Origin of the sequence: Mycobacterium sp. 134, assembly GCF_048282715.1 — a bacterium.
Classification (GTDB): Bacteria; Actinomycetota; Actinomycetes; order Mycobacteriales; family Mycobacteriaceae; genus Mycobacterium; species Mycobacterium septicum.
In genome coordinates, this window is record NZ_JBLVUN010000008.1 from 3,027,192 (window position 1) to 3,048,366 (window position 21,175).

Genomic DNA, 21,175 nt, shown 5'->3' on the forward strand with positions numbered 1-21,175 from the left:
TGCGCTCAACCTTGGCCGGCTCCCGTTTGTTCCCGGAGGAGTTCTCCCTTGGCCCTGGCCCGCTTGGCCACCATGACGGTCGCCGCCATCAGCAGGGCCGTGAAGCCCAGCGAAACGACCGTGTTCACCCCGTTCGCGACGTCTATGGCCAGGGAGAAGATGATCGCCAGGCTGATCAACATCCCGATCAGCAGGCCGATGCCCCACATCGCTGAGAGCGAAACGTGGACCCGGTGCCTGAACGCCGCCTCGCCGGGTTCGACGGCCCCGTCGGAGGCGGGCCGGACCCGTTCGGCGACGATCTGGGTCAGCGGTTTGCCGATGAAACAACTGCCGAGGAAAACGATCGCGCCGAAGCCGCCGACGAGGGTGTTGCCCGCCATCAGCATCCGGGCGTCCGAGGTGGCCAGGCCCACCGCGAGGCTCAGACCGAAGCTGAGCATCAGATAGCCCGCGAAGGGATCGAGCCGGCGGGCCCTGATCGCGTCATAGGAGACCTTGATCCCCGCGACCACGGTCCCCGTCAGCAGTGCGGCGTACTCGGAGACGCCGGCGGCGCGCAGACCGTAGTAGGCGATCAGTGGAGGGGCGACATCGAGGAGGATGCCCCGCATGACGGGGCGCAGTGAGTGATCTTGGCTCACCACCGCGAAGATATGGACGCACCCTGTGAACTGCCTGTGCGAGGGCAGGTGGCCAGGAATGTTTCCGCCTATCGAATGGTCGTAGGAAACATGAGCAAAGCAGTCCAATTCGATGAATACGGCGGGATCGACGTCCTGCAGGTGCGCGAGGTGCCGAGGCCGGTTCCGGCGGCAGGCGAGGTGCTCGTGCAGGTCCGTGCCGCCGGAATCAACCCGGGCGAGGCCATGATTCGCCGCGGCGCGCTGCACGAGAGGTTCCCGGCCGCCTTTCCGTCGGGCGAAGGCAGCGACCTCGCGGGTGTGGTGGCCGACCTCGGGCCCGGTGTGAGCGGATTCGACGTCGGCGACGAGGTGCTCGGATTCACCGACGATCGCGCCAGCCACGCCGAGTATGTGACCGTGCCCGCCACCCAGCTGGCTCCCAAACCGCCGGGCCTGTCGTGGGAGGTCGCCGGATCGCTCTATGTCGTGGGTGCCACGGCCTACGCGGCCGTGCGGGCCGTGCGCCTGCAACCCGGGGACACCGTTGCGATCGCGGGTGCCGCCGGTGGTGTCGGCACCATCGCGGTGCAGCTTGCCAAGCGCGCCGGCGCCACCGTGCTCGGCATCGCCGGGTCGGGAAACGATGAGTGGCTGACGGCGCACGGCGTCGTCCCCGTCAACTACGGCGACGATCTGGCGGCCCGGCTGCGCGCCGCGTCCCCGTCGGGCCGCGTCGATGCCTTCCTCGATTTCTTCGGAGGCGGGTACGTGAAGCTGGCTGTCGAGGAGTTGGGCGTCGCGCCCGACCGCGTCGACACCATCATCGACTTCGGCGCCATCGCGGAGTTCGGTGTCCAGGGTGCCGGCAACGCCGAGGGGGCTGACATCGCGATCATCGCCGAGTTGGCGGATCTCGCCGCCACCGGGGAACTCGACGTGCCGATCGCCGAGGTGTTCGCCCTCGACGACGTCCGCGCCGCCTACACCGAGCTGGAAAAGCGGCATACCAGAGGGAAATTGGTGCTGCGACCGTGACCGGCGACCCGATCGCCGGCACGGTGGTCGCGGTCACCGGGGCCAGTAGCGGCATCGGTGAAGCGACGGCACGCCTGCTGGCGGCGCGGGGCGCGAGGCTGGTCATAGGCGCCAGGCGCGAAGACCGCCTGGACCGGCTCGCCGCCGAACTCGTGGCCGCGGGATCGCGCGCGGTCGCGCTTTCTGTCGACGTCACCCGCAGGCGTGATGTCGAAACGCTCGTCGAGACGGCGACGAACGAGTTCGGCAGGCTGGATGTGTTGGTGAACAATGCGGGCATCAGCAAGATCGGGCCGCTGTCCGATGGTGACATCGACGGTTGGTCGGCGATGATCGACGTCAATCTGCGCGGCGTGTTGCACGGAATCGCAGCGGCCGCACCGGTGTTCCGGCGCCAGGGCCACGGGCATTTCGTCACCACGGTGTCGACCGCAGGATTGAAGATCGTGCCCGATATGGGCGTCTACGCGGCGACCAAGAATGCGGTACGGACCGTCATGGAGGCCCTGCGGCAGGAATCCACCGACGGTGTCATCCGGACCACCTCCATCTCACCGGGATTTGTCCGGACGGAGCTCGACGGTTCGATAGACGATCCGGCGCTGCGCGCCCGGATACGGTCCGATATGGACGAATTCGGCCTCGCGCCGGAGGCGGTGGCACGCGCGGTGGCATTCGCGATCGAGCAGCCGCCCGATGTCGAGATCGGCGAGATCGTCCTGCGGCCCACCGTGCAGGGTTGATGCCGTCATCTCCTTGTTCGTGGCGCGTAGCATCCAACTATGAACAGGGGATTCGTCGTGACGTTCGCGGTCGGTGTGATCGTGGCGCTGTTCGGCCTGATCTGGGCTTTGCAGGGATTCGGTGTGCTGCAGGGCAGTCCGATGAGCAACACCACCACCTGGTCGGTCATCGGCCCGATCACCGCGGTGATCGGTGTCGTGATCTCGGTCGCCAGTTGGCGCAAGATCTCCCGAAAGTAGATATCGGCGTCATGCCACGGTGAAGTTCACCGAATGCCAACCGGTGGCGCCATCGGGCACGGTCGGGGTTTCGTCTTCCGTCTGGACGGCTCCGCTGTTGTCGGTGGCCCGCACCGTGACGGTGTGTCTCCCTGGGCTGTCGGCCTGCCATCCGAAGCTCCACAACCGCCAGGTCTCGTTGGAGTAGGCGTCCCCGAGTTGGGCGGGTTGCCATGGGCCGTCGTCGATTCGGACCTCGACGCCGCGTACGCCGCGGTTCTGCGCCCACGCGACTCCGCCGAAGGTCGTCGCCCCGGAAGCGATCTGCTGGCCGCGTTTCGGCACGTCGATGCGCGACTCGGTCTTGATCGGGCCGCGCGGCGCCCAGCCCTGCCTGGTCCAATACGCCTCTGCCCGGTCGAAGCGGGTCAGCTCCAGGTCGGTGACCCATTTGGTGGCCGACACATAGCCGTAGAGCCCGGCGACCACCAGCCTCGCCGGGTAGCCGTGAATGACGGGTAGCGGCTGCCCGTTGAGGCCGACGGCCAGCATCGCATCCCGGCCGTCGCGCAGGGCCTCCACCGGCGTGCCGACCGTGAAGCCGTCGACCGACGTCGACAGCAACATGTCCGCATCGGGGGAGACCCCGGCCGCGGCCAGCAGGTCGGTCAGTCGATAGCCGGTCCACATGCCTGTCGAGATATATTCGCCACCAACCGGATTGGACACGCAGGTCAGCGTCACCGCCTTCTCGATCGCCTCGAATCGGTCCAGGTCGGCGAAGCTGTAGGTGATCTCGCGATCCACCATGCCGTGAATGCGCAGCCGCCATTCGTCGCGGCTCAGCTGGGGAACGGAAAGCGCGATGTCCACCCGGTAGAAGTCGGCACCATCGGTGATGAAACTCGGCAGGGCAACATCTTTCGGTTGCACGCCGGCCGGTATCGGCGGAGCGGGTATGCGTGGACGCGGGATCACCGAGACATCGCGCTCGGCCGCCACGGAATTGCTCAAGCGGCCGACGACGACACCCAGCAGCCCGGTGGCCGCCCCGAAGACCAGCAGACCGCCGGTGGTCAGCCACAGTCTTCGGGTGACGTCGGGTTCGTCACCGCTGTCGGCGGGACGGGTCTCGGGGACCGTCCACAGCCGCAGCGCAAGGAGGCGCAGCACCGCCACGCCGCATGCGGTGCCCACCACCGTCGGCACGATGTCGGGCAGGGCCGCGCCCGGCCGTGAGAGCACAGCGGCACAGCCGAGAAGTCCTGCGATGACGAAGATCATGCTGCCGGCCGGCCTGCGCCGGGTTTCGTAGGTCGCGGCGAGGGCGGCGATGGCCGCGATCGCCACCAGGACGACGACGGCGAGGAAGAGCTTGTCCAGGCCGCCGAGGGCTTGGATCACCAACTCTTTGACGGGGCCCGGTGTGCGGTCGACGATCACCGCGCCGACCGCACCGAGCGGTTGGGCCTGAGTCGGGAACGGAATGCCGACAACCGCCGCGACACCGAGCGAGACCGCGGCAGCCGCAACTCCGCCGAGCATCCGGGCATTCGGCGAGGGCCCCGACGAGGACCCCGACGAGGACTCAGTCATCGTCACCAACGTACTCCGGACACAGAGCAGGGAGCCTGCCGTAGGGGTGACGACAGGCTCCCTGGGTGGGTGGATCTCTAGGTGGCCGACTGCGCGCCGAGCACCCGCTGGATGTCGGGCTTCATCTGCTGCAGCTGCTGTCCCCAGTAGCCCCAGCTGTGCGTGCCGTTGGCCGGGAAGTTGAACACCCCGTTGGTGCCGCCGGCGGCGATGTAGTTGTCCTGGAAGGTCTTGTTGGTACGCAGCGTCAGCCCTTCGAGGAACTGGGCTGCCATCAGGTTGGCGCCATTGTCGCCGGAGTCGAGGTCCGACGGGGTTCCGGTGCCGCAGTAGATCCAGATGCGGGTGTTGTTGGCGACCAGTTGGTTGATGTTGACCATCGGGTCATTGCGCTTCCAGGCCGGGTCGGTCGACGGCCCCCACATGCTCTCGGCGTTGTAGCCGCCCGCATCGTTCATCGACAGCCCGATCAGCATGGGCCACCAGCCCTCGGAGGGGTTGAGGAAGCCCGAAAGCGTTCCGGCGTAGATGAACTGCTGCGGGTGATAGATCGCGTAGGTCAGCGCCGCGCTGCCCGCCATCGAGATACCGACGACCGCGTTACCGGTCTGCGACACTCCGCGGTTGGCGGCCAGCCAGGCCGGGAGCTCGTTCGTCAGGAACGTCTCCCACTTGTAGGTGTAGTCCTGGCCGTTGCCCTTCGAAGGCTGGTACCAGTCGGTGTAGAAGCTGGACTGTCCGCCGACCGGCATGATCGTCGACAGGCCGGACCCGTTGTACCACTCGAATGCGGCGGTGTTGATGTCCCAGCCGTTGTAATCGTCCTGGGCGCGCAGGCCGTCGAGCAGGTAGACCGCATGCGGTCCGCCGCCCTGGAACTGAACGCGGATGTTGCGGTTCATCGACGGGGAGAACACGTCGAGGTATTCGACTGGCAGGCCCGGGCGGGAGAATGCGCCAGCGGTCGCCGAACCTCCTGCGAGACCGATCAGCGCGGGCAGGGTGGCGGCTGCCATTGCCCCCGCCGCCAGTCGGCGCGTCCACGCTCCGCGAATCTTGTTGAGGAACTTCATAACGGCAACCAACCGTCCTTTCTGCACGTATCCCAAGCAGTTTGCCGCTTGCTTCCGTAGTGAAACACGCGTCCCATCAGTCACACGCGTAACAACACCGCTCATGCAGATCGCGGTTTACTAACGGTTGGAACTCGACGCCGAGACCCTCGGCGACGACATTCAGCGAGCGGCCGCGCCGAGCGCCTGCCTGACGCTGGCCCGGCGCTCCTCGATCGCCCGGCCGATGTCCTGCAGCAGTACGGGCTTCCGCGCCACCAGATCCTCGATACTTTCGCGGTCGAACTGCGCGACGGTGACCTCTGTCAGAGCGTATGCCGTGGTGATGACCGGCTCGCGGGTCAGCGCGGTCTGCCCGAGGAAGTCACCCTGTTCCAACGTGAGGACCGGGATGAACAGATCGTCTGCGTCGGCCACGGCCAGCTGCACCGTGCCGGCGACGACGAACGTCATCTTCTTGGGAACCTGACCGACGACCTGGATGATCTCGTCCGTGCCGAACCGCGTGAGACGGACGTACGGTGCCAGGTCCTGCTGGTCCTCGGCGCTCAGGCGGAGTGTCGGTGCGATCAGACGGAGCGTCTGTTCGACGCGTTCGGTGGTCTCGAACTCGTCCTCGGCCTCGTCCAGGTGCAGACCGGCGCGTCGTGCGGCGTACCACGTCCAGCGCAGGAACGTGGATCTCGCGCCGAAATCATCGGCGGGCGAGTGCAGCGGGATCAGGGTCTTGTACTGCAACGAGCCGGCCGCAACGGTGGATACCGTTCCGTCGCTTCGTAATTGGGGCAGCCGGCGGGCCACTTCGTTGAGGACACGGCAGACCTCGTCGGGGGCATCGTCGACGGCGAACACGGTGATCACCGTGATGGTGTGCGCGCCCGGTGGGCGGCTCAGGTTGGTGAACGATGCGCCGGCCAGCACGGAGTTCGGGATCACCTGCAGGCCGCTGCCGGTGTCGATGTGGGTTGCGCGCCAGTTCACCTCCACCACGCGCCCGCGCGCCGACGGCGCGTCGACCCAGTCGCCGAGTTGGAACGGCTGCTCGAACAACACCAGAAGCCCGGAGATGATCTGGCCGACCGAGTTCTGCAGGGCGAGGCCCAGCACGATCGACGACACTCCCAGGGCGGTGAAAAGCCCGCCGATGTTGGCGCCCCAGATGTAGGCGAAGATCAAACCGATGCCGATGGCGATGAGGGCGAACCGGGCGACGTCGAGGAAGATCGACGGAATGCGCTTGCGCCAACTGCCTTCCGGAGCGCTCTGGAACAGTGTCGCGTTGAGTCCGGACAGCAACAGAACCAGTACGACGAAGCCGAACACCGTCGCCACGATGCGTACCGGGGTGGTTTCCCCGGAGATCTGCATCGCCTGGTTCAGCAGGATCAGCAGCGCGCCCAGCGGCAGGATGTAGGTCCGGACCAGGTGCACCGGGCCGGCCAGGAAGCTGCCTCGTCTCCGGAGCGCGTTGTGGAGCTCGGTGAGGAGCACCAGGCAGACGGGAAATCCGACCGCGACGCCGATCGCCCAGTAGAACCAGGGGGCGTCGAGCAGGCCGGTCATCGTCGGTCCTGCAGTTTCCAGATCGGCTCGTCGGCGCCGTCGACGAGCACAGTGCCCGCCGGTTCGAGGTCGCGGGTATCGCCCATCACCTCGAACACCCGCTCGGTGACGTACACACCGGGTTGTGGTGAGCCCCGCTGAACCCGGTAGGCGAGGTTGACCGCCGAGCCCCACATGTCGTACGCCAGGTTCGAGCGTCCGACCAAGCCGCTGCTCACCGCGCCGGTGTCGATGCCAGCACGCAGGTCGAGCGCGGTCCCGGCTTCGGTGTTGAACCGTTCGATGATGCGCTGCATTTCGAGGGCGAAGTCGACGGTACGGCGGACATTGTCGAGCCGCGGGACGCTCAACCCGGAGCTGGCCCAGTAACCGTTGCGCAGGGTGCGGACCCGGTCCACTCCCAGATCATCTGCGGCGGCATCGAATTGGTGGACCAAGCGGTTGACGATGGCCAGCGCTTCCTCGGAGGGCATATCCGATGTCAGCTCGTCGAGCCCGACGGTGTCGGCGAACAGGACCGTCACGTTGTGGTGGTCCTGTGCGATCGTCTCCTCGCCGTCACGGTAGCGCTGCACCACCGACTCCGGCATCAGAGTGCGCAGCAGGCGGTCGTTTTCCCGGCGCTGCTCGGCGAGCAGATCTTCCTTGATCGCCAGATTGCGGCTCATGTCGTTGAAAGCTGTTGTCAGATCACCGAATTCGTCCCTCGACTGCACCGGCAGCGAGATGTCGTAATCACCCGCGCCGATCTGCTGGGCGCCGGCCTCCAGCCGGCGCAGCGGTCGGACGAACAGCCGGGCCAGCATCATGGCGGCCAGACACACGATGAAGGTGATGATGACGGTCGACAACACCAGGGTGCGGGTGAACGTCGCGACGGGAGCGAATGCCTCGGCCGTGTCTATCTTGGCGATGATCGACCAGTTCAGCCCTTGCAGATTGACCGGTGCATAGGCCTGTAGCGTCTCGTTGCCCAGGTAGTCGTCCTCGATCACGGTGCCGGTCTGGCCGCGTAGGGCCAACCGGGTCGCTGTCGTCTCGACCGGCTGGACCAGCGTGGTTCCGTGCTGACGGAGTGATTTCGCCGCCACCGCCGGTGGGGTGCCGGCATCGACGACATCGCGTTCGAACTTCTCCGGATTCTCCAGGAACAGCCGAGAATCGGACCGCATCAAACCGTCGGGACCCACCGCGAACGTCTCGCCCGTCGCACCCATCCCGGCGGTTTCCCATTGTTTGTCGGCCGTCATGAGCCGGTTGATCTTGGAGATCGGGAACTGCAGGGCGAGTACTCCCTCGACCCGGCCGGGCGGGCCGACCGGCGCCATCATCCAGGCCGTCGGCTCATCGGCCGGTTGGTAGTCACCGAAGTCGGTGATCCCGACATAGTCGACCGCGTTCGATGCCAGGGTCTTCTCGTACGCGTCCGACAGCAGGCTCTGGCGGTACGGTCCGGTGACGATGTTGGTGCCGAGGTCGATGCCCTTGTACGCGGTGTAGACGACGTTGCCTGCGGTATCGAGCAGGAGCGCATCCTCGAACTGGAAGCGCTCGACGATCTCCCGGAAGTAGTCGTTGAACCGGGCATTCGCGGCTGACCATGCGCTGCCGTCACGGGCGTCGTCGACCCTGATCGCCTTCTCCGGGTCGGGGACCGGCGCCGTGTAGTACGCCTGCAGGTACTTCTGTGCGTTGGTCGTGGGCAGCAGCCGGGACACGTCTACGGCGTCGCCGGTCTGCTTTTGTTCCTGCGGCTCGAACTCGGTGTTGTAGTAGTTGACGATCGACTGCCACTGCTGCGGATTGATCGTCGAGTTGTTGAGCTGGCCGAACGCGCCGGAGAACGCCTCGACGGCCTCGATGGTCGTCGTCCCTCGGGTGTAGACGATCAGGGAATCCTCGAGGTCGGCGAACTTCGACTCCAACTGCCGGGTCTGCGATTCCCGAACTTCGGTCAGCCGGTCGAATACCGACTGGCGAAGCGATGACCGCCCGGACTGGTATCCGATCGCGCCGACGATGGCAGCCGACAGAATGCTGGTCATCAACAGCATCACCAGCAGCTTCGACTGAATGCTGATCCGCGACAGAACGCGCCGACGCGGGCTTCTGGTACGAGCGACGCGCTCGACGTCGGCAGTTGTAGTCATTGAATCCCGAAGATTAGCTTGTCGCGATGTATTGCGTGAGGTTGCGCGACAAACTTGATGTATGAGCGACCCATTCGACTTGCAGAGGTTCGTCGACGCCCAGGCCGGCGTCTACGCCGATGTTTGCGGCGAGTTGCGGGACGGCCGCAAGCGCGGTCACTGGATCTGGTTCATCTTCCCCCAGCTGCGCGGGCTCGGCCGCAGCCCGACCGCGGCCCATTACGGCATCGCCTCAGCCCAGGAGGCGCGGGCCTACCTGGCCCACCCGACGCTGGGGGCGAGGCTGCGGGAATGCACCCGGCTGGTTGTGCAGATCGACGGGCGGACAGCCGAGCAGATCTTCGGCTGGCCGGACTGGCTGAAGGTGCGCTCCAGCATGACGCTGTTCGCCGAGGCCGCCGCGAACCCGGCCGAGCGCGCCGACTTCCAGGCCGTGCTGGACAAATTCTATGACGGACTCGAGGATCGGATGACCCTCGAAATGCTCAGTGCGGCTGGATGATCAGCCATCCGTGCGGAGGAACCTCGGTTCGGCTGATGTCTTCCTGCGGTGGTGCGCCCGAACCTGCGATCACCCGTCCCGATCCCGCCACGAGATCGGGCAGTGACAGCGGCAGTGCTGCGTCGTCGATGTTGAGTGCCACGATCAGGGATTCGGAACCCGCGCTGGTCCGGTAGACATACCCGGTGTTGGTCAGCAGCAACGGCGACGTCGTCGCGGTGTGCAGCCACGGATGCCGACGGCGCAGCCCGATCAGATATTGATGCAGCCTCAGGGCATCGGAATCATCTGGTGCAGTGGTGAATTCCGGCCGCACGGCATCGTCGCCGCCGCGGCGTTCCTCCTTGACACCCCGGTAGGCCGACTCGTCGCCGGCGTAGATGCTCGGGGTCCCACCGGTGGTCAGCAACAACACCAGAGCGTGCTCGAGGTGCGCGGAGTTCTCCAACTGGCTGGCGATGCGGGTCACGTCGTGGTTGCCCACGAAGGTCAGCGGTACGAATGTTTCGAGGAAGTCGTTGTGCCGCTTCAGTGCCCAGTCCAGCTCGTGGAAGTTGCCGTCGTTGAGGCTGCTCCAGATGGCCTTCCACAGCTCGTACTGGGTCACCGAGTCGAAGGTGGCGGCACGGACGGTCGCGGAGTAGTCGCCGTGGATGACCTCGCCGACGAACCAGGCGTCGGGGAACTCCCGGCGGACCGACGGCAGCACCTGCGCCCAGAACCGGTCGGGCACCGCGTACGCGGCGTCGAGGCGCCATCCGTCGGCGCCGCGGCTCAACCAGTGCCGCAGCACCGTGGCGGTGTAGTCGGCCACCGCGGGCTCGTCGTGGTTGAGCGCGATCAACTCGTCGTGCCCTTCGAACGTGCCGAATCGAGATGCGTTGCCGCCACGGCGAAACCAGCTCGATGCGGGATGATCGGGTCCGCCGTCGAGCGCTTCCCGATACCGGGCGAAGTCGGTGCCGACGTGGTTGAACACGCCGTCGAGCAGGACCCGGAGTCCGCGCCGCCGGGCCTCGGTCACCAGGAGATCGAAGTCGTCCTCGTCACCCAGACGCGGGTCGACGCGGAAGTGGTCGGTGGTGTCGTAACCGTGGGTTCGCGATGCGAAGATCGGGCCGAGCGCGACGCCGGACGCGCCCAGTTGCACGGCGTGATCCAACCAGTCCACGATGCGCCGCAACCGGTGTTCGTCGGCAGACGGTGGCCGGTCGGCGGGAAACGCACCGACGAAACCCAGTGGATAGACCTGCCACCAGATGGCGTGCGCGACCCAGGCGGGCTCAGGCACGGAACTTCGCCGAGTACAGATCCTTCATGGTCTCGGCCAGTTCCCGCGCCGGGCCGTCCACCTCGATGCCCGGTGCCACGGTGGTGATCGGCAGCGGTGCCACCGGACCACCCGGCGCACCCCAGTCGGACAGCCAACCGCTCAGCTGCGCCGAGGAGGTGGCGTAGACGATCCGGCCGAGGCCGACCCAGGCGTGCGCGGCAGAGCACATCGGGCAGTGTTCGCCTGAGGTGTACACGGTGGCACGGGCCCGGTCCTCGGGGCTCAGGTGTTCGACGGCCCAGCGGGCGATGGCGAATTCGGGATGCTGGGTGGCGTCCCCGTCCTTGACCCTGTTGCGGTCGGTGAACACCGTCGTCCCGGTGTGGTCGACCAGTATCGATCCGAAGGGTTCGTCACCGTCGTCGAGTGCTTCGCGGGCCAACTCGACACATTTGCGCAGCTGACCGAGGTCGTTCTCGCTGATGGCCACGGAGGCGAGTTTACGCCCGGGCCGAAGCAGGAACCCTCACTCGCCGCCGCAACACGGGTCCGCCACCTCGAGGCGGCAGGCACACGACGCGTTGACCGCGACGTCCGCGCGGGCCCGTGCCAACTCGAGTTGCTGCCCGATGATGACGGCCTCGGCGTCGCGGCCCAGCCGGAGCAGGCATTCGTGGTAGCCGTGCAGGCTCCACACGTTGTTCGGATGGTGGCTGGACCGGCTCAGTGTGGGGTCGAGGCCCAGGTCGGCGGCGTAGACGCGGGCGGCCTCCTCCACGTGTCCCTGTTCGAGCAGCAGCGCGCCGTAGGCATGCCGGGTCGGCTGCATCCATCCCCACGGTTCGTCGTAGGGCAGGGCGTCGTCGAGTTCGATGGCCCGGCGCAGGTATGTGAAGGCCGTATCGTGATCGCCTTCCCGATAGGCGATTTCACCGTTGAGCATCTGCTCGGCGATGGCCAGGATGTCCAGACTGGTGTTGTTGAACAGGTAGCGCGTGTCGGGTACGCGCCGGTATGCGGCGAGGAACTTGTCGCGCTCGGAACGGGCCTGCTCGACCCGGCCGGTGGCCGCATAGGCGACGCCGCGGCCGTAGTGGATGGTCGCGGTCGTGGTGCAGTAGAGCTCGGGATCGGCGGGCAGCGGTTCGGCGATCAGGTCGTCCCAGCGGCCGAACCGCACCAGCACGTGCACCCGCAGGGGGACGAAGGCCTCCAGCCAGTCTGCCATCGGCGGTGAGGTGACCGAGAGCACCTCGGGGGTGAGCTGCGCGGCCAGTTCCTCGGCGGCGTCTAGGGCGATCTGCGAACTGCCCTCGAACATGGCCGAATACACCACGAAATGAAGGTCGTGCGCCCGGTAGAGCGAATAGAAGTTCAGCGCGCCCTCGCGCGCCACGAATTCTCTGTCCGCCTGTACCGCAGCCAGATTGGCCGTCACCGAGTTGCGGTAGTTCCCGCACAGCACGTCGATGTGGCTGGCCATGTGTTGCAGATGCCCGGCGTCGGGCACCAGCCCGCGTAACAGATCGGCGGCGGGCAGCGCCGCCTGTGGCGTCGTCGACATCTCCATCGCGTGGATGTACAGATGCAGGACCCCTGGGTGTTGCCGTCCGGCGTCGGTGCCCAGCGCCGCGTCGAGGATCCGTTTCGCCTCCACCACACGAGATCCGGGGGCGGGCTCACCGGTGCGGCCGTCCCACAACGCCCATGCGGTGACGTTGAGCAGGGCGTCGGCGGCCAGCGTCTGCACGTCGATGTCCTCGGGATGGGCGGTGGCCAGCGCCGCCATCGCATCGGCGTAATCGGCGTGCCCGGCCGTCAGGGCTTCGGCGTCCTCGGGATCAGCGGTCGGAAATCGCTTGTGCAGAGCGGTGATCAGGTCGTATTCCAATGTCGAGGCGCGGCCCGTGGCGGCGCGCTCGAGTTCGGTACGGGCCCGGGCCAGCGATGTGCTCAGGTCGACCGGGTCGAACGCGTCCCAGGCCTTGTTGTAGTTGGGGCCGACCGCGTAGGCGATACCCCAGCGGGCGAGCGCGAAGTCCGGGTCGAGCCGCAGTGCCCGCTCGAAGCACCGGATCGCCTCCTCGTGGTTGAAGGCATACGACCAGACCATGCCGCGGTCGAACCACACCTGCGCCGGCGGCGAGGGGGTTTCCGTCGGCCGGTGATAGGTCCCGAGCCGGTAGTACGGTTCGGTCTGCGCGGGATCCGTCACGCTGCTGACGTTAGTTCAGCAACCATGCCGGTGCGTACCGTTGGACGAACCACTGAGTCGAATGCCGGCTGGCTCGACACCGCCGCGCCGCGCATGTTCTAGTTCACCAATGCCGGGTTACACCCATGTCGAGGGTCTCAGTTCCGCGGATGTTCAGCGTCTGCGGTCGGTGTGGGCGCCGCTGGCCGATTCGGTGCGGGCACTGATCGACGCCAGCATCCGTTCGCAGGTCGACGCCGACGAGGTCGCCGCTGTGCGGGCCCAGATCGACGACGCGACCGCGCGGTTGCGAGCCGAGCAGATCGACGGGCCGTTCGGTGTCCAGTTCACCTCGGACGGGGACCGGATGCCGTGGGGCAACCCGGCGATCGGGATCCGCAATCCGATCGCCCCGCCGCTGGTGATGGTGAAGGACCCCGACGGTGCCATCCACACCGATTTCCATCTGGGCGCACCCTACGAAGGGCCGCCGGGCCACGTGCACGGCGGCATGGTGGCCATGGTCCTCGACCACGTGCTGGGGGAGGTGGCCGCCAGCGACTCGGATCGCCCGCGGTTCACCGGCACCCTGACCATCCGCTATCTGCGGGCGACTCCGCTGGGCGAACTCCACGCCGAGGGACGGATCACCCGCACCGACGGAATCAAAGCCTTTGCCTCCGGCCATGTTTCAGATGGCGAGGGGATCACCGCCGAGGCCGAGGGGGTCTTCATCCTGCCGAAATGGGCGCGCGGGTGAGCTAGCGCGAGTCTCCTGCGGGCTCGACGCGATCGATCGCGATGTCCTCCAGGCTGCGGGTGATCGTGGTCAGTTCGCCGATCAGGATGCGCGCCGCGCCGTTGTCGGCGGACAGTGTCGAGGCCACGTTGTGCACGCGCCGCAGCGCGGTCGACAGCTCGGCGGTGTCCAGGCTCCACGGCACGGCGGGGCTCGGTGGTGCGCCGCGCAGCGCCTCCACGTAATCGTCCACCGCGGCGACGAACTCGCCGTGTAGGGCTGACGACGGGTGCGTCGGCAGGCTGTTCTCCAGCGTGGTGCACGCACTGGTCACCGAATTCAGCGCGGTGCGGTACGACCGCAGCCACCGCCGCAGGATCGGCGGCTCGAGGCTGGTGGCGCCCCATGCGGCCTCGAATGCGGCCCGCGCACGGAACGCCCGCTGCCAGGCCGCCGACAGGATCTCGGCCGGGTGGTCGACCTCATGGACGAACGCCTTGATCACCAGTGCGGCGTAGTCGATCTCGGTCATCAGCAGTTCTCCGGCCCGCTGGCGCAACCGGATCAACGCATGGTCGGGCAGCGCCACGTGGGCCATCACCGCCAGGGCGCCGCCGATCAACACGGCGACCAGTCGGTCTGCGTTGCCCGCCCAGGGTGCCGACGCGCTCACTCCGACGGCGAACATCACGATCGCGCCTACCGCCGCGCCGACCGCGAGATAGCCGAACTGCGCGACACCGTAGGCCAGTCCGACGAACAGCAGCGCGCACACCGCCGAGCCGATCGGCCCGGGTTGCCAGACGAACGTGAGGATCGAGGCGACGATGATGCCGACGCAGAGGCCGGCGATGCGCCCGGCGCACCGGGTGTAGGTGTGTGCCGTTTCCGGCCGCAACACCACCACGACGGTCAACGGCATCCAGTAGCCGTGCTCGAGTCCGCCGTAGCGGGCCGCCGCCACCGCGAGCGCCGTCGTCACCGACAGCCGGATGGCGTGGCGCAGGATGGGTGACGTCCAGGTCAGGTGTGAGCGGACGACGGCAGGTGCCGAGGCCAGCGAGCCGATCAGGTCGGGCCGGTGCAGCTGGCCGAATCGCAGCACCGCGGCCTCGCGCAGCTGTTCGCAGAAGCGTTGTGCCAGCGCCGCTTCGGGACCTGTCACGGCTGCCGCGGCAGTCTGGACGCGCACCAGCGCATGCTCGGCGTCCCGTCGTGCGGTGTGCCCGTGATCGGCGATCGCGTCGAGGAGTACCGCCGCGGCGGTCAGCAGTTGCGGCAGCCCGGTGTCCGCCGCGGGCTCGGCGTCGGTGTTGTTGTCCCGGTCGGCGGTGGAGCGCAGCGAGGCCAAGGTCCCGGCGAGGCGTTCCGGCAGCCGGTACCCGCCGTGGTAGGCCCGCGGCCGCTGGCTGACCTGGCTGTCGGCGAACACCTCACGCAGCCAGGTGAGCGGCGCGTCGTCGACGGCGGCTGCGCTGTTGGCCGCGACGTTGCGGGAATCGCCGGCCAGTGACCGGTAGGCGCGGGTGAGTCCGTCGCGCTGGGCCCGCCAGCGCCGCGGTGGCCAGACCGCGATGAGTACCGCCTGCACCACACCGGCGACCACCACCAGGGTGGGCGCGAGCAGGGACTGGCCCAGTGTCGGTGCGACCGGTGGTGCCAGCACCAGCAATGCGCTCGCCGCCGAGGCAACCAGGCCGGCATTGGCCCCGAGCGACCATTGCATACCCGCGGCGAAACACCACAGTGCGACCGCTGCGATGAACACCGGGCTGTGCCCGCCGGTGAGGGTGCCGAGCAGCACCGCGATGGCCAGTTCGACGGAACCGGTGACGACCAGGGGAACCCGGCCGCCGGGGCTGCGTTGCAGGGCGATCGCACCGGCGATCACGCCGCTGCTGAGCGTCCACATCGCCGTAGCGCCGGAACCCAACGCCAGGGCGGCCGCAGTCACCGCCAGGACGCCGATCAGGCTTCGGGCCACCGCACCGGCGTCGGGGGTACTCAGCCGGAGTGCGTCGGCTGCCTGTCCACCCGTGTGCACCCCACCATTCTCACTCGTCGCGGGCCGCCGGTGGCACAACTGCCCACGCGTGGCGCGGATCGGTGCGCCGGTAGGTTCTCCGTCTGTGGAGAAAGTCATCGTTCTGCTGCGTGCCGCACAATCGGATCAGCAGTGGTGTCAGGGACTGCGCACCCGCGTGGCCGACGAACTGCTGGCGCTCGGGTTGCCGGGCCTGACGATCAATGTCCGTGACGACGCGGTGCGGGATTCGTTGATGACGTTGACGACCTTGGATCCGCCGGTGGTCGCGGTGGTCAGCCTGTGGGTCCGGCAGTACTACGGCGAGCAGGCCGGCAGGGCATTGGAAATACTTGCCGCCGAATGTGATTCGCTCGCGGCGTATCTGGTCACCGAATCGGTCCCGATGCCGGCGCCGCCGACCGCGGCGGGGGAGCGGACCGACGGCCTGGCCAACATCGCACTGCTGCGCCGGCCGGCGGAGCTGGATCGGGCCACCTGGCTGCACCGCTGGCACATCGACCACACCTCGGTGGCCATCGAAACCCAGGACACTTTCGGCTACACGCAGAACACCGTGGTCCGGGCGCTGACGGAGGGCGCCCCGGCGATCGACGGCATCGTGGAGGAACTGTTTCGCCAGGCGGCGGTATCGGATCTGCACGCGTTCTTCGGCGCTGCCGACGACGACGATCTGGCCGATCGTATGCGCAAGATGGTGGCCAGCACGGATGCCTTCGGCGCCAGCAGCAACATCGACACCGTTCCGACCAGTCGATATGTGTACTCCAGCCCCTTCGCCGCCGGGTTCCCCATACCCGGCCGGCAATAGTGGAACGTGTTCTAGTTAGGCTGCAGCGGTCACGGCGCGAACGCGAGGAGTGAGAGATGACCCTGCTGATCGAGGACAACAATCGGGTTCGCACGCTGACCCTCAACCGTCCGGACGCGCTCAATGCGTTCAACGAGGCGCTGTATGACGAGACGACGGTTGCCCTGCGTGCGGCCGCTGAGGATCCCGACGTGGCGGTGGTGCTGTTGACGGGCGCGGGCCGGGGATTCAGTGCGGGCAATGACCTCGTCGAGATGCAGGAGCGCATCACCAACCCGGAATCCACCCCGGGTGAGCACGGGTTCTACGGGCTGCTCGAGGTGCTCGCGGATTTCCCGAAGCCGTTGATCTGTGCGGTCAACGGGGTCGGCGTAGGTATCGGCGCTACCATCCTCGGGTTCGCCGATCTCGCGTTCATGTCGTCGGCGGCGCGGCTGAAGTGCCCGTTCACCAGCCTGGGCGTGGCGCCCGAGGCGGCCTCCTCGTATCTGATGCCGCGGCTGGTGGGCAGGCAGAACGCTGCCTGGCTGCTGATGTCCTCGGAGTGGGTGGATGCGACCGAGGCCCGTGAGATGGGTCTGGTGTGGAAGGTGTGCGAGCCCGACGATCTGTTGCCCGAGGCCCGTCGGCACGCCGAAACCCTGGCAGCCAAGCCGATTTCGAGTTTGATTGCCGTCAAACAGGCCATGGTGGCGCCGATCCGCGACGCGATCTCGGCCGCCGTCGAGCGGGAGAAGGCGTTGTTCGTCGAACTGGTGGGTGCCGCGGCCAACGTCGACGCGCTGGCTGAGTTCGCCGATCGCAAGCGCTAGCGGGTGGCCCGCGACGGGCAACCGTTGAACGCCGACGGGCTCCCTTCGGCCGCCTGATGGGCGGCGATGATGGCGCGGATGGTGCGTCGGCATCGCCCGCAATCGGCGCCGGCGCCGCAGGCCTCGGCCACCTCTTTGGAGGTGGTGGCCCCGGACTCCACGATCTCGTTGACGACCTGACTGGTCGCCCCGGTACAGAGGCAGACGAACATCAGTCGTCCTGCTCGTCGACGTTCATGATGTACGCCAACTTGCCGACGAACAGGCTCGGGTACGCACCGAATCCGGCGGTGGTCATCCACTCGGCGGCCGCGTCGGGGTGGTCGATCCACTGCCGGGCGGCGACCTCGTCGGAGACCTCCTGCAGGATCATCACTTCCTGGCCGTCGTCGAGCGCCTGGTAGACCCAGATCTTGCGGATGCCGCCCTGTTCGAAGCGGTCGAGACCGTCGTGCACCTTGCGCATCAGGGTGGAGACGTCGTCGACGGTGGCCACCGCGCCCACGATCACCCCGGCGACGTGCCCCTCGGGGGACGGTTCGGTCAGATCGATTTTCTCCACCACTTCGCCGCCGAATATCGGTGGGATATCTTCGACGCCGGAAATATCGAACCACTCGAAAATCGCCGGTGAACGCAACACGTCGCGGATGGACCGGGCGTGCCGAATTCCGATCGTCACCAATACGCGACCGGGCTCCCAAATCGATTTGTAAAGCACCACATGATGGGCGCCGATCGACAAAAGGCCGGAACGGTGTTTCTCCATCCATTTCCACATTTGTTCGACGTCGTCGACGCGGAAATCGCAAGAAAGAATGAGCGAGTGCAAATCGTACTCACTCATTTCGTTACCGGCCTTTCTTTCGTGGTGTGGCAAGAGATTAGCGCAGTCTAACCTTAGTTAGGACAGCCAGTCCACTCCTCGTGGCCACGCCTCGGTCCCGGTGGCCCGAAGGTTCCGACAATGTCGCACGAACACGCCGAATTAGGCGTTAATCATTGCGCCCGACCATGCTTTCTGCACTAGATTGGAAGGGCACGACACGCGGCAACACTTGACCAGCCCTCAAGGTGCTTAGGAGTCACGATGCAAGGCGATCCAGATGTTCTGAAATTGCTCAACGAGCAATTGACGAGCGAACTCACCGCAATTAACCAATATTTCTTGCACTCGAAGATGCAGGACAATTGGGGATTCACCGAACTGGCGGAACACACCCGCTCCGAGTCTTTCGAAGAGATGCGGCACGCGGAGACCATCACCGACCGAATCCTGCTCTTGGACGGTCTGCCCAACTATCAGCGGTTGTTTTCGCTGCGGGTCGGACAGACGCTTCGCGAACAGTTCGAGGCCGATCTGGCGATCGAGTACGAGGTGGTCGCCCGCCTCAAGCCCGGGATAATCATGTGCCGCCAAAAAGAGGACGCGACGTCGGCACGCATCCTGGAGACGATCCTGGCCGACGAGGAAGGCCACATCGACTACCTGGAAACCCAACTCGAGCTCATGGAGAAGCTGGGCGACGCGCTCTACGCAGCGCAGTGTGTCTCGCGCCCGCCGCAATAGCGCCGGGAGTTTCGGCCCAAGCCGCCCTGGGTAGCCCGGTGACCGCCGGTTGCCCGGGGCGGCTTTGTTCGTGCTGTAACTTTCATAGCTTATCTAACGATATTGTGGTTGAACTGGCAGACAGGTGAAAGGAAGTCATGTCGAGCCCATCAACCACCGTCGAGCAGACCTCTGGGGCGGCACTGCTGAGCGTGCGCAGACGCAACCTGGTGTTCGTCGCTGTTCTGCTCGGCATGCTGCTGGCCTCGCTCAACCAGACCATCGTCGCCACAGCCCTGCCGACCGTGGTGGCGGATCTCGGCGGCGCCGGCCATCAGGCGTGGGTGGTGACCAGCTACCTGCTCGCGTCCACGGTCGTCACCGCCGTCGTCGGGAAGGTCGGCGACATCTTCGGCCGCAAAGCGGTGTACCAGGTGGCCGTGCTGTGTTTTCTCGTCGGATCGGTTCTCAGCGGACTGTCCGGGTCGATGGCCATGCTGGTGGCCGCCCGCGCGCTACAGGGGATCGGCGGCGGCGCGATCATGGTGACCTCCTCGGCCCTGATCGCCGAGGTCATCCCGCTGCGCGACCGAGGCCGGTATCAGGGTGCGCTCGGGGCCGTATTCGGTGTCACGACCGTGGCCGGCCCGCTGCTCGGCGGCTTCGTCACCGATCACCTCGGCTGGCGCTGGGCGTTCTGGCTCAGCATTCCGGTCGGGCTGGTGGTGCTCGTGGTCGCCGCCGCCACGATCCCGGCGCTGACATCGCGCCCCGCACATCCGGTGATCGATTACGCGGGAATCGTCTGGGTCGGGATCGGGGCCTCCGGGCTGACCCTCGCCACCAGTCTCGGTGGCGAGCTGGCCTGGACGTCACCGACCATCATCGGTCTGGTGATCGGGTCGATCCTGGCCCTGGCGATGTTCGTGCGGGCGGAAACCAGGGCGGCGGAACCGATTCTGCCGATGCGCCTGTTCCGGAACCCGGTCTTCACGATGTGTTGCGTGCTGTCCCTGGTGGTCGGCTTCGCGATGCTCGGTGCGCTGACGTTCATGCCCACCTTCATGCAGTTCGTGGACGGGGTATCGCCATCCGAATCGGGATTGCGGACGATGCCCATGGTGATCGGCCTGCTGATCACCTCAACCGTCAGCGGCAGCCTGGTGGGCCATACGGGCCGCTACAAGATCTACCCGGTCGCCGGTACGGCGATCATGCTCGTCGGCTTCGTGCTGCTGTCGCGGATGAATGCCGCGACACCGATCCCGCTGCAGTCGCTGTACCTGTTGATCCTGGGCGCCGGCATCGGCATGTGCATGCAGGTGCTGGTCCTCATCGTGCAGAACACGTCCGACTTCGCCGATCTGGGCGTGGCGACGTCCGGGGTGACGTTCTTCCGGACCATCGGGAGTTCTTTCGGTGCCGCCATTTTCGGGTCGCTGTTCGCCGGATTCCTCTCGGACCGGCTGCCGGGCGCGCTCGCGGCCAGCGGTGCGCCACCCGTCGCGGGCGCGTCGCCCAAGGCGTTGCACGAGCTGCCGCCCGAGGTCGCCGCCCCGATCGTGAACGCCTACGCCGATGCACTGGACCTGGTGTTCCTCTGTGCCGCGCCGGTGGCATTGGTCGGCTTGATCGTCGCGCTGTTCCTCAAAGAGGTGCCCTTGCTCGAAGCCGAGGCCACGCTGGCGGCCGATCTGGGGGAGGGCTTCGGCATGCCGAGCTCCGAATCCGCCGACCAGGTGCTGGAGAACGTGGTCAGCCGGATGATGCGCAGTTCACCGGAGGTCCGGCTGCGAAACGTGGCAGGCGGGCCGGGGTGCGAGCTGGACGTGGCCGGACTGTGGGCACTGCTCAAGATCTACCGGCACAGCCAGATATTCGGCTCGGCCCGCCTGACCGAGATCGCCGACCGGCTGGTCGTGCCCTTCGAAGTCCTCGAGCCGACATTCAACCGTCTGGTCCAGGACGGTTATGTACTGCGCACGGGCGACAGCCTGTGGTTGACGCAGAGCGGGGTGCGGCAGGTCGACGGGGTGTCCGCCGCGCTGGTCGGTCGGATCGTCGACAAGCTGGACGAATCCCCGTCCTTCGAGGGCCGCCCCGACCGCGCGCAGGTGGAGGCCGCGCTCGAGCGCATCGCCCACCGGGTCGTGGTGCAACGGGACTGGGGTGAAGACCGAACCCCCGAGCTGACCGGCCCGGGAACGAAAAACTAGAACTTGTTCCAGAATGGCCGAGTCGCGCGT

The 21,175-nt window shown here is 66.8% G+C and carries 20 protein-coding genes; 9 read left to right on the forward strand and 11 right to left on the reverse strand.

Annotated features, from left to right (window positions below; translation table 11 throughout):
• Positions 1–5 precede the first annotated feature (5 nt).
• Positions 6–644 (reverse strand): VC0807 family protein, encoded by a 639-nt coding sequence (locus ACNQVK_RS19255; protein WP_418030767.1) that lies wholly within the window; start codon positions 642–644, stop codon positions 6–8.
• Positions 645–734: 90 nt separating this feature from the next.
• On the opposite strand from ACNQVK_RS19255, the gene ACNQVK_RS19260 reads away from it, so the two are divergent.
• The 3 genes from ACNQVK_RS19260 to ACNQVK_RS19270 are packed head-to-tail and all read left to right on the forward strand — an operon-like array spanning position 735 to position 2,644.
• On the forward strand, positions 735–1,661 hold the full coding sequence (locus ACNQVK_RS19260; protein ID WP_418030768.1) for an NADP-dependent oxidoreductase: 927 nt from the start codon (positions 735–737) through the stop codon (positions 1,659–1,661).
• Complete coding sequence (locus ACNQVK_RS19265; protein ID WP_418030769.1) at positions 1,658–2,404, forward strand: SDR family oxidoreductase; 747 nt, start codon at positions 1,658–1,660, stop codon at positions 2,402–2,404. Before ACNQVK_RS19260 ends, ACNQVK_RS19265 begins: the two co-directional genes overlap by 4 nt.
• A gap of 39 nt (positions 2,405–2,443) precedes the next feature.
• The gene (locus ACNQVK_RS19270; protein ID WP_418030770.1) at positions 2,444–2,644 is read left to right on the forward strand and encodes a hypothetical protein; all 201 of its coding nucleotides are present in this window, start codon (positions 2,444–2,446) and stop codon (positions 2,642–2,644) included.
• 9 nt (positions 2,645–2,653) lie between these two features.
• Here ACNQVK_RS19270 and ACNQVK_RS19275 read toward each other — a convergent pair whose 3' ends face one another.
• The 4 genes from ACNQVK_RS19275 to ACNQVK_RS19290 form a co-directional block, all read right to left on the reverse strand.
• Positions 2,654–4,219 carry a molybdopterin-dependent oxidoreductase gene (locus tag ACNQVK_RS19275; protein ID WP_418030771.1) on the reverse strand — a complete coding sequence of 522 codons (1,566 nt, stop codon included), beginning with the start codon at positions 4,217–4,219 and terminating at the stop codon, positions 2,654–2,656.
• Between the two features lie 77 nt (positions 4,220–4,296).
• Positions 4,297–5,292 (reverse strand): esterase family protein, encoded by a 996-nt coding sequence (locus tag ACNQVK_RS19280; protein ID WP_418030772.1) that lies wholly within the window; start codon positions 5,290–5,292, stop codon positions 4,297–4,299.
• A 162-nt stretch (positions 5,293–5,454) separates the two neighbouring features.
• Positions 5,455–6,855 carry a mechanosensitive ion channel domain-containing protein gene (locus tag ACNQVK_RS19285; protein ID WP_418030774.1) on the reverse strand — a complete coding sequence of 467 codons (1,401 nt, stop codon included), beginning with the start codon at positions 6,853–6,855 and terminating at the stop codon, positions 5,455–5,457.
• Positions 6,852–9,005 carry an adenylate/guanylate cyclase domain-containing protein gene (locus tag ACNQVK_RS19290; RefSeq protein ID WP_418030775.1) on the reverse strand — a complete coding sequence of 718 codons (2,154 nt, stop codon included), beginning with the start codon at positions 9,003–9,005 and terminating at the stop codon, positions 6,852–6,854. Before ACNQVK_RS19290 ends, ACNQVK_RS19285 begins: the two co-directional genes overlap by 4 nt.
• A gap of 61 nt (positions 9,006–9,066) precedes the next feature.
• On the opposite strand from ACNQVK_RS19290, the gene ACNQVK_RS19295 reads away from it, so the two are divergent.
• The gene (locus ACNQVK_RS19295) at positions 9,067–9,507 is read left to right on the forward strand and encodes a DUF1810 domain-containing protein (RefSeq protein WP_418030776.1); all 441 of its coding nucleotides are present in this window, start codon (positions 9,067–9,069) and stop codon (positions 9,505–9,507) included.
• Here the strand turns inward: ACNQVK_RS19295 and ACNQVK_RS19300 are convergent.
• Genes ACNQVK_RS19300 through ACNQVK_RS19310 form a run of 3 tightly spaced genes read right to left on the reverse strand, consistent with a single transcriptional unit; the run spans position 9,491 to position 12,995 of the window.
• On the reverse strand, positions 9,491–10,798 hold the full coding sequence (locus ACNQVK_RS19300) for an alpha-amylase family protein (protein ID WP_418030777.1): 1,308 nt from the start codon (positions 10,796–10,798) through the stop codon (positions 9,491–9,493). The two genes, ACNQVK_RS19295 and ACNQVK_RS19300, sit on opposite strands and share 17 nt — an antisense overlap.
• Positions 10,791–11,270, reverse strand: coding sequence for a nucleoside deaminase (locus ACNQVK_RS19305; protein ID WP_418030778.1), 480 nt, complete (start codon positions 11,268–11,270; stop codon positions 10,791–10,793). Before ACNQVK_RS19305 ends, ACNQVK_RS19300 begins: the two co-directional genes overlap by 8 nt.
• A gap of 36 nt (positions 11,271–11,306) precedes the next feature.
• The gene (locus ACNQVK_RS19310; RefSeq protein WP_418030779.1) at positions 11,307–12,995 is read right to left on the reverse strand and encodes a tetratricopeptide repeat protein; all 1,689 of its coding nucleotides are present in this window, start codon (positions 12,993–12,995) and stop codon (positions 11,307–11,309) included.
• Between the two features lie 109 nt (positions 12,996–13,104).
• On the opposite strand from ACNQVK_RS19310, the gene ACNQVK_RS19315 reads away from it, so the two are divergent.
• Entirely contained in the window at positions 13,105–13,734 is a 630-nt protein-coding gene (locus tag ACNQVK_RS19315) for a PaaI family thioesterase (RefSeq protein ID WP_418030780.1), read from the forward strand.
• Between the two features lies 1 nt (position 13,735).
• Here the strand turns inward: ACNQVK_RS19315 and ACNQVK_RS19320 are convergent, their stop codons facing one another.
• Positions 13,736–15,757, reverse strand: coding sequence for an FUSC family protein (locus tag ACNQVK_RS19320; protein WP_418030782.1), 2,022 nt, complete (start codon positions 15,755–15,757; stop codon positions 13,736–13,738).
• 85 nt (positions 15,758–15,842) lie between these two features.
• Between ACNQVK_RS19320 and ACNQVK_RS19325 the strand changes: the two genes are divergently transcribed.
• On the forward strand, positions 15,843–16,568 hold the full coding sequence (locus tag ACNQVK_RS19325; protein WP_418030783.1) for a hypothetical protein: 726 nt from the start codon (positions 15,843–15,845) through the stop codon (positions 16,566–16,568).
• A 56-nt stretch (positions 16,569–16,624) separates the two neighbouring features.
• Positions 16,625–17,380 (forward strand): enoyl-CoA hydratase/isomerase family protein, encoded by a 756-nt coding sequence (locus ACNQVK_RS19330; RefSeq protein ID WP_418030784.1) that lies wholly within the window; start codon positions 16,625–16,627, stop codon positions 17,378–17,380.
• On the opposite strand, the gene ACNQVK_RS19335 is transcribed toward ACNQVK_RS19330, so the two are convergent.
• Together ACNQVK_RS19335 and ACNQVK_RS19340 are read right to left on the reverse strand one after the other, a co-directional pair.
• Positions 17,377–17,592, reverse strand: coding sequence for a (2Fe-2S)-binding protein (locus tag ACNQVK_RS19335; protein ID WP_211154544.1), 216 nt, complete (start codon positions 17,590–17,592; stop codon positions 17,377–17,379). The two genes, ACNQVK_RS19330 and ACNQVK_RS19335, sit on opposite strands and share 4 nt — an antisense overlap.
• A complete protein-coding gene (locus tag ACNQVK_RS19340) occupies positions 17,592–18,227 on the reverse strand; it encodes a fatty-acid--CoA ligase (RefSeq protein WP_276128762.1) in 636 nt (211 codons plus the stop codon). Before ACNQVK_RS19340 ends, ACNQVK_RS19335 begins: the two co-directional genes overlap by 1 nt.
• Positions 18,228–18,470: 243 nt before the next feature.
• On the opposite strand from ACNQVK_RS19340, the gene bfr reads away from it, so the two are divergent.
• Together bfr and ACNQVK_RS19350 are read left to right on the forward strand one after the other, a co-directional pair.
• A complete protein-coding gene (gene bfr, locus ACNQVK_RS19345; protein ID WP_044518748.1) occupies positions 18,471–18,950 on the forward strand; it encodes a bacterioferritin in 480 nt (159 codons plus the stop codon).
• Between the two features lie 137 nt (positions 18,951–19,087).
• Positions 19,088–21,145, forward strand: a complete 2,058-nt coding sequence (locus tag ACNQVK_RS19350; protein ID WP_418030785.1) for a DHA2 family efflux MFS transporter permease subunit — start codon at positions 19,088–19,090, stop codon at positions 21,143–21,145.
• The last annotated feature ends 30 nt before the right edge of the window (positions 21,146–21,175 follow it).

Bases quoted from the DNA above. Each gene is read 5' to 3' on its own strand.
- ACNQVK_RS19350 (WP_418030785.1), top strand. From the start codon at position 19,088: ATGTCGAGCCCATCAACCACCGTCGAGCAGACCTCTGGGGCGGCACTG.
- ACNQVK_RS19270 (WP_418030770.1), top strand. From the start codon at position 2,444: ATGAACAGGGGATTCGTCGTGACGTTCGCGGTCGGTGTGATCGTGGCG.
- ACNQVK_RS19275 (WP_418030771.1), bottom strand. From the start codon at position 4,219: ATGACTGAGTCCTCGTCGGGGTCCTCGTCGGGGCCCTCGCCGAATGCC.
- bfr (WP_044518748.1), top strand. From the start codon at position 18,471: ATGCAAGGCGATCCAGATGTTCTGAAATTGCTCAACGAGCAATTGACG.
- ACNQVK_RS19260 (WP_418030768.1), top strand. From the start codon at position 735: ATGAGCAAAGCAGTCCAATTCGATGAATACGGCGGGATCGACGTCCTG.
- ACNQVK_RS19280 (WP_418030772.1), bottom strand. From the start codon at position 5,292: ATGAAGTTCCTCAACAAGATTCGCGGAGCGTGGACGCGCCGACTGGCG.
- ACNQVK_RS19290 (WP_418030775.1), bottom strand. From the start codon at position 9,005: ATGACTACAACTGCCGACGTCGAGCGCGTCGCTCGTACCAGAAGCCCG.
- ACNQVK_RS19335 (WP_211154544.1), bottom strand. From the start codon at position 17,592: ATGTTCGTCTGCCTCTGTACCGGGGCGACCAGTCAGGTCGTCAACGAG.
- ACNQVK_RS19315 (WP_418030780.1), top strand. From the start codon at position 13,105: ATGCCGGGTTACACCCATGTCGAGGGTCTCAGTTCCGCGGATGTTCAG.
- ACNQVK_RS19285 (WP_418030774.1), bottom strand. From the start codon at position 6,855: ATGACCGGCCTGCTCGACGCCCCCTGGTTCTACTGGGCGATCGGCGTC.
- ACNQVK_RS19340 (WP_276128762.1), bottom strand. From the start codon at position 18,227: ATGAGTGAGTACGATTTGCACTCGCTCATTCTTTCTTGCGATTTCCGC.
- ACNQVK_RS19330 (WP_418030784.1), top strand. From the start codon at position 16,625: ATGACCCTGCTGATCGAGGACAACAATCGGGTTCGCACGCTGACCCTC.
- ACNQVK_RS19295 (WP_418030776.1), top strand. From the start codon at position 9,067: ATGAGCGACCCATTCGACTTGCAGAGGTTCGTCGACGCCCAGGCCGGC.